Here is a 7,370-nt window from a genome sequence, read left to right as displayed (position 1 = left end):
TGGCGATGCCCGCGAGTCCGTTGGCATAGCCCTGCCCGACCGCGCGCACCTTCCACGCGCCGCCGCGGCGATACACCTCCAGAAGGACGAGCGCGGTCTCGCGGCCGAGTCCGGCCGGCGTGAACTCCACGAGCGCGTCCCCGGAGCTGTCGCGCACGGTCGCGGTGGGCGGCGCGGTCCCACCGAAGGTGGCCGGCCCGCCCGGACCGCCGTCCAGGCTCAGCGTCACGACGACCTTGTCCACGTCGGCCGGTATCGCCGACGTGTCCACGTGCACCGCCGCCGGGCGGTCCGCACCGCCTGCCTGGAAGCGAACCCCGGGCCCCGACGGCTGGTTGTAGAACACGAAGTCGGCGTCCGAGCGGACCTTTCCGTCCGCCGCGAGCAGCAACGCGGACACGTCGACGGACGCCCCGAACGCGACCTCGACCACCACGGAAGCCGCCGCGAGCGGGCAGTTCCCACCCTTCGTGAGCGTCACCGACATCGGGTCTCCTCCGGATCGCGGATGTGAACAGGCCCGGACCGCTCCGCGAGACGGACCGCTGCGATGGCCGGACCGTTCCGAGGTTACCCAGCCGGCAGGCAGTCCCGCAGTGCGGTAGGGGGGCCGGCGGTCACGGGATCGGCCACTCGCCGTCCCCCGGCCGCTCCCACCCCGACACCGACCGGCCGACACCGACCGGCCCCGACACCGACCGGCCGCCTACGCGAACCGCCCGACCCACACATGCCTCCCCCACGCATACTCACCAGCGTCCACGCCTACTCACGCGTCCACGCGTATCCATGCGCGTTCCCGCGCACCCACCCGTGTTCCCGCACGCTCGTTTGTGTGGCCGCGCTCTTGTTCGTGTTGGTCGAGGTATGTCTCGTCCGCGTGGGCTGCGTTCGGGTGGGTCGCGGACGCCGTCTCGCTCGCGTCCATGCGTCTTTGCACGTGTCCCCGCGCACTCACCTGGGTGTTTCCGCCCGTGCGTGCCCACGACTGTCGGCGGCCCGTCCGGTGGTCAGGACGATCGAGAGCGGACGGCACCTGTGGTCCGCGGCGAGGTGGATCTTGCAGGTCAGCCCGCCCCTGGACCGCCCGAGCAGGGCGTGTGTCAGGCGGGCGCGGCGCCGTCGCCGAACACGCCGCCGCTCGTCCCGCTCGGGGTCGTTTCCGTTGTCCTGTCCGCCCCGTTCCTTGTGGTCGCCCCCTTTTTTGCGGGCCCGCTCCTGCTCGCGTGCGGCTTCCTCCGGGGCGTCCATCACCTCCGCCTCGACGCGCATCCCGGCAGCGTCGTGGTGAGCGCGGGCGGTCGTCGAATCCACACTGACCAGGGACAGGTCCGTCCTCTCCCGGCGGGTGGCCTCGGCGATCAGGCCTTCCAACAGCGCCGAGAGGACACTCGCGTCGCGCCAGACCCGGAAGCGTCCGTAGACGGTCGGCCAGGGGCCGAACCCGCCGGGAAGCTCGCGCCACTGGGCCCCCGCGCGGAATCGCCAGATCACTCCTTCGAACTGGTCGCGCAGTTTCTCCGGGTAGGGACCGTACTCGCCGATCGGTAGGTACGGCTCGATGAACGCCCAATGCTCGTCCGTGAGTTGCCTACGATTCACACCTGGTGTGCTACCGGAAACCATCTCGGCACGACCGTGAAACCCGAGGACTGATCACGACTTCACACGCCCTAGCGTCGGATCAGTCCCGCGTCGTAGGCCAACAGGCCCGCCTGGGTGCGGTTTGCGCAGCTCAGCTTGGTGAGCATGCGTGACACGTAGCTCTTGACCGTGGTCTCGCTCAGGAACAGCCGCTCCGCCGTCTGCGCGTTGGACAGGCCCTCGCCGATGCACGTCAGCACCTCGATTTCGCGCTCGGTCAGCGACGCGACCGCGTCGGTCGCCCGGTCGCGGGCGGCGTTGCGGCCCGAGGACGCGGTGACCAGGTCTCGGGTGACCGCCGGGGAGAGCACGGTGTGCCCGTCCATCGCGACCCGGACCAGGCCGATGAGGTCCTCCGGCGGGGTGTCCTTGAGCAGGAATCCGGCCGCGCCCGCGTGCAGGACCCGCAGGATGTACTGCTCCAGCCCGAACGTGGTCAGCACGATCACCCTGGGCGCGTCGGGCAGGTCCACGATCTGTTCGATCGCGGTCAGCCCGTCCACGCCCGGCATGTGCAGGTCCATCAGGACCACGTCGGGCCGATGCCGCAGCACCGATTCGACGGCCTCCGCGCCGTCGTACGCCTCGCCGACCACCTCGAGGTCGTCGGCGACGCCGAGAATCGTGCGCAGGTGCGCGCACACCATGCGTTCGTCGTCGACGAGCAGGACGCGGATCATGCGGGTTCTCCGGTGGTCGGGGCGATTGCGGCGCGGGCGGTCGGGGCGAGCACGGGCAGGACGGCGACCAGTTCGTAGCCGCCGTCCTCAGAGGGTCCCGCACGCAGCGCGCCGGCGACGAGTTCGACCCGCTTGCGCAGACCGACCAGCCCGCTGCCGCCGGCACCGAGCGCTACGTCGGCGTCGCGAGTCGGCGCCGAATTGCGCACGGTGATGCGCAGTTCGTCGCCGGTGTAGTGGACCCACACACCCACCCCGGCCCCGGGGGCGTGCTTGTGCACATTGGTCAGCGCTTCCTGCACCACGCGGTACGCGGCGCGGCCGACCACAGGTGAGGTCGGCCGCCGCTCGCCCACGGTGGTCAGGTCGACCACGACGCCCGCCGTACGTGAATCGGCCACCAGATCGGACACGTCGAGCACCGCGCCCGCCTCGACCACGACCGAGCCCGGCTGTTGCTCGCAACGGGTGACCGCGACCAGAGCACGCAACTCCTCCAGCGCCTTGCACCCGACGAGGCGCAATTCCTCCGCGGTCACGCGCACGTCGTCGTCGCGAGCGCGCGTGCGCAGGGCGCCCGCCTGGAGCACCATCAGGCTGACCCGGTGGGTGATCACGTCGTGCATGTCACCCGCGATCCGCGCCCGTTCCTCCCGGCGCACCCGCTCGAACGTCAACTCCTGCTCCCGTCGGGCCCGTTCGCCCCGGTCCAGGCGCAGTCGCCGGCGCGCCGCGACGTACAGCCCGAGCAGCGCCGGCACCAGGGCGACCCCCACGCCGCCGACGACGCCGACCGGGTCGGGCTGGTCCCACGGCCGACCGGCGACCAGCGTCAGTCCCGCGATCAGACCCCACGCGCGCCGCCGGTCGTCGTCACCCGCCCCGACGGCGTAGGCCGCGACGGCGTAGACCGCGAAGTAGGTCGCCTGCGTCGGATACACCAGCCCCACCCCGCACACGACCAGCCCGGACCGAAACGGCGAGCGCCGGCGGTGCAACAGCGACGCGCCACACACGACCGCGCTGACCTGGTGCACGTAGGGCCAGTCCACCAAACCCGGGTGGCGGCCCATGCGTGTCGCCAGGCCGATCGCGACAGCGAGCGCCGCGACCACCACGTCGAACGCGAACGAGCGCCGATCCCGCCACGCGCTCCACGCCGTGCCCGGCGGCTCGGCCGGCGACCGGTTCGACGCAGGCACGCGTTCGCTCACCACGCGCGAACGGTATCGAGGCGGGGGGCCCGCCGGCGACGGTGCGCCGTAGGGGGCCATCGGCGCACCGTCGAGCGTGGTCGCGTGGTCGTTCATTCCGTCGAGATCGCGGCCAGTACGTTCATCCGCGCCGCGCGCATAGCCGGCAACAGGGCGGCCAGCAGGCCCACCACGCCGGCGCCGACGACGACCTCGGCGATCGTCGGCCAGGGGACGGTCAGCACGTCGAGCCCCTGTGTCGCCAACAGTCGTTGCGCCGAGACGCCCCAGCCGACGCCGAGCACGAGCCCGAGCACCGCTCCGAACACCGCGATCACCACCGATTCGAGCCGGATCATTCTGCGGAGCTGGACACGTGACATCCCGATCGCCCGCAGCAGCCCGATCTCACGGGTGCGCTCGATCACCGACAGGGCCAGGGTGTTCACGACTCCCAGGATCGCGATGACGATCGCCAACCCGAGCAGACCGTAGACGAGTTGCAGGATCATGTCGGTCTGGTCCTGCACGGTCGCCTTGTAGTCGGCCTGGTCGCGCACCTTCACCTGCGGAAAGGGCTTGATCGCCCGGTTCAGTGCGGCTCGAACCTCGGACGCTTTGGCGCCGTCGGCGATGTTGGTCATGATCAACGAGTCGAGCAGGTTCGGGTCGAGCCTGCCGAGCGTGTCGAGTCCGACCACGGCCCCGTTGGCCCCGATGCCGACCCCGCCGTCGTCGAGCACGGCGCCGATCCGCAGCGCGACGGACTGCCCGTTGGGCGTGCGCACGGTGACCGTGCCGCCGACGCCCAGGTGATGGTCGTCGGCATAGGACTTGGGCACGATGATCCTGCCGGGCTCCAGGCCGTCGGACGCCTTGCCGCTCGTGTACTTCTGCTTGAGCATGCCGTCGACGCCCGGGTCGGCCCCGGTTACGGTGATCGTCTCCGACGACGTGCCGACGATGATCTTCGCCTCGGTCTCGCGCTGGCGAACCACCTCGGACACGCCCGGCACCTTGCGGATCGCCGTCGCGATGTCGGGCGAGAGATTGAGGCCGCCGTCGCTTTGCAGGGTGAAGTCGGCGCCGAGTCGTTGGTCGATCTGCTTGCCGACCGAGTCCTTCATCGAGGACGCGACGACCGACAACGACGCGACGAGCGCGACGCCGATCATCAGCGCTGCGGCGGTGGCACCGGTGCGCCGCGGGTTGCGCAGCGCGTTTTCCCGACTGAGCCGGCCGACCGTTCCGAACACGCGCGGGAAGACGCCGGCCAGGTGGGGGATCATCGCCCGGGCGAGCACGGGACCGAGCACGATGAACCCGACCAGCGTGCCGACCAGGCCCCCCGCGAGGGCCAGTCCGTGCCCGGCGTCCATCGTGGTCGCCGCCGCGCCGGTCGCGAGCCCCACGGCGCCGAGTGCGGTGACCACGCCGCCCACGATCGCTCGACCGCGCAACGACTTCGCGACGGGCGCGCCGGCCTCGCGCAGCGCCGCCATCGGGCTCACCCGAGCGGCGCGACGCGCCGGCAGATAGGCGGCGATCAGCGTCACCACGACGCCCACCAGATACGCCACGACCGGAGTCACCGGCTTGAGGACCAGCGCGGTGCCCTTGAGGTCGACCCCGACCGACTTCATCAAGGTCAGCAAGCCCAGTCCCAGGCCGTAGCCGGCCAAGAGCCCCAGGGTGCTGCCCACGAGCGCGAGCAGGATCGCCTCGACGAGCACCGAACGGTTGACGTCGGCGCGGGTGGCGCCGATCGCGCGCATCAGGCCCAACTCGCGGGTGCGTTGGGCGACGAGCATCGAGAAGGTGTTGAAGATCAGGAACGTGCCGACGAGCAGCGAGATGCCCGCGAAGCCGAGCAGCGAATACTTGACGACGTTGAGCGCCTGGGCCATGTCGGCGGACGCCGCCTCGGCCTGTTCCGCGCGGGTTTTGACGTCGAAGCCGGTGCCGAGCTTGTCGGTGACCCGCTGTTTGAGGACCTTTTGCTCCACTCCCGGCTCGGCGGTCAGCGACACCGACGTCACGACGCCGGGCTTGCCCAGGAGCCGATCGCGCGCCACCGTGCCGTCGAGGTAGACCAGGGTCACCCCCGGGTTGATCGTCGTGTAGTTCGCGAGGCCGACCACCGTCGCCTCGAAGGCGCCCGGTGCGGCGATCACCCGCACCTTGTCGCCGAGGCGGACCTTGTTGTGGTCGGCGGCGTCGCTGTCGAGGATCACCTCGCCGGCGCCGCGCGGTTCGCGGCCCTTGTCCAGCTCGACCGGCAATTGTGGGCCCGGATGCCAATCGGCGGCCTGTACCTGGGGGTCGGACGTCAGGCCGACCTTCTTGCCCTTGGCGTCCGTCACGATCACGCTGGTCGAGACGACGTCGCCGTGCGCGTCCTTGACGCCGGGCACCGAGCGGGCCGCGGTCACGGTCGTGTCGGCCAGCGTCGGTTGCTGCCCGGTGCGCCCGAGGCGGTCCTCGCGGAACTCGGACTTCGGGCTGACGGTGACGTCGGCCGCGGCGGTGCGCGACATGTCGTCGAACGTCTTGGTGATCGTGTCGGTGAACATCAACGTACCCGCGACGAACGCGACCGACAGCAGGATCGCGAGCGCGGACAGCACCATGCGCGCCTTGTGCGCAAGGAAGCTGCGCAGTGTCGCCTTCAACATGACGACCCCCTCAGTTCGCAGCTCGGGCGAAGCGCTGCATGCGCGCCAGGACCGTGTCGGAAGTCGGCGACAGCATTTCGTCCACGACCCGGCCGTCGGCCAGGAACAGCACCCGATCCGCGTAGGACGCGGCGCCCGGGTCGTGGGTGACCATCACGATGGTCTGGCCCAGGTCGTCGACGCTGCGACGCAGGAAGCCCAGCACCTCGGCTCCCGAGCGCGAGTCGAGATTGCCGGTCGGCTCGTCACCGAAGATGATCTCGGGCTTGCTCGCGAGGGCACGGGCACACGCGACGCGCTGCTGCTGGCCGCCGGACAACTCGCTCGGTCGGTGCTTGAGCCGGTCGCGCAGGCCGACCGTCTCGACGACGTGATCGACCCACTGCGGGTCGGGCTCGCGGCCCGCGATGTCCATCGGGAGCGTGATGTTCTCGATCGCGGTGAGGGTGGGCAGCAGGTTGAACGCCTGGAAGATGAAACCGATCTTGTCCCGGCGCAGTCGGGTCAGCTCCTTGTCCCGCAGTCCGGTGATCTCGGTGTCGCCGATCCAACTCTTCCCGCCGGTGACCGAGTCCAGACCCGCGAGGCAGTGCATGAGGGTGGACTTGCCCGAACCCGACGGGCCCATGATCGCGGTGAAACGCCCGCGCCCGATCTCGACGTCCACCCCGTCCAGGGCGACCACCCTGGTCTCACCCTCGCCGTAGCACTTCGTCAGCCCCCGAGCGCTCGCAGCCACACCCTTGGCCCGGTCGTCGTGGTCGATGCGCTCGTAACTGTCGGGCTCGACCGACCGCTTCTGCGGCGGGGGCGTCGTGACGGGTGGGCGCCGACGGTTTCCGGTGGACATGCGGTGGGCTCCTTGGCAGAGGGATCCGGCTACCTCCTCAGCCTCCGTCGCGAGCCGTGGCCACCAATACCCGCGAACGTGCCGACCATGGTCACTAAAGTTGCATCCTCACCCTCATCCGTTGATCCGGTACTTTCGTCGAGCACCCGATGACGATGACGGCGGCGGTGGCTTCTTCGCAGGTCTCGCCCCCTCGCCGGGTCCCTTCGGCGTCGACTCGGGCGGCGCGGTCGGGGCGGCGCCGTTCGGGCGGAACGGGCTCGGGCGGAACGGGTTCGGGCGGAACGGGTTCGGGCGGAACGGGTTCGGGCGGAACGGGTTCGGGCGG

5 protein-coding genes and 1 pseudogene are annotated in these 7,370 nt (G+C 70.7%); all 6 read right to left on the bottom strand.

The window, feature by feature from the left end; all coding sequences use genetic code 11:
* Positions 1–487 (bottom strand): TerD family protein (locus GT354_RS41710; protein WP_161361941.1); only part of this gene is annotated, 487 nt, incomplete at its 3' end.
* A gap of 500 nt (positions 488–987) precedes the next feature.
* A pseudogene (locus GT354_RS41705) lies at positions 988–1,602 on the bottom strand (transposase); the annotation flags it as partial.
* A 71-nt stretch (positions 1,603–1,673) separates the two neighbouring features.
* Positions 1,674–2,324 (bottom strand): response regulator transcription factor, encoded by a 651-nt coding sequence (locus GT354_RS41700; RefSeq protein WP_161361939.1) that lies wholly within the window; start codon positions 2,322–2,324, stop codon positions 1,674–1,676.
* A complete protein-coding gene (locus GT354_RS56090) occupies positions 2,321–3,541 on the bottom strand; it encodes a sensor histidine kinase (protein WP_161361937.1) in 1,221 nt (406 codons plus the stop codon). Before GT354_RS56090 ends, GT354_RS41700 begins: the two co-directional genes overlap by 4 nt.
* An 89-nt stretch (positions 3,542–3,630) precedes the next feature.
* Positions 3,631–6,192, bottom strand: coding sequence for an FtsX-like permease family protein (locus tag GT354_RS41690; protein WP_161361935.1), 2,562 nt, complete (start codon positions 6,190–6,192; stop codon positions 3,631–3,633).
* Positions 6,193–6,202: 10 nt separating this feature from the next.
* The gene (locus GT354_RS41685; RefSeq protein ID WP_161361932.1) at positions 6,203–7,042 is read right to left on the bottom strand and encodes an ABC transporter ATP-binding protein; all 840 of its coding nucleotides are present in this window, start codon (positions 7,040–7,042) and stop codon (positions 6,203–6,205) included.
* Positions 7,043–7,370 lie beyond the last annotated feature (328 nt).

The organism is Streptomyces sp. SID3343, assembly GCF_009865215.1.
Taxonomy (GTDB): Bacteria; Actinomycetota; Actinomycetes; order Streptomycetales; family Streptomycetaceae; genus Embleya.
Note: the sequence above shows the minus strand (reverse complement) of the source record. Positions and strands in the feature narration are given on the sequence as shown.

Bases quoted from the DNA above. Each gene is read 5' to 3' on its own strand.
- GT354_RS41700 (WP_161361939.1), bottom strand. From the start codon at position 2,324: ATGATCCGCGTCCTGCTCGTCGACGACGAACGCATGGTGTGCGCGCAC.
- GT354_RS41690 (WP_161361935.1), bottom strand. From the start codon at position 6,192: ATGTTGAAGGCGACACTGCGCAGCTTCCTTGCGCACAAGGCGCGCATG.
- GT354_RS41685 (WP_161361932.1), bottom strand. From the start codon at position 7,042: ATGTCCACCGGAAACCGTCGGCGCCCACCCGTCACGACGCCCCCGCCG.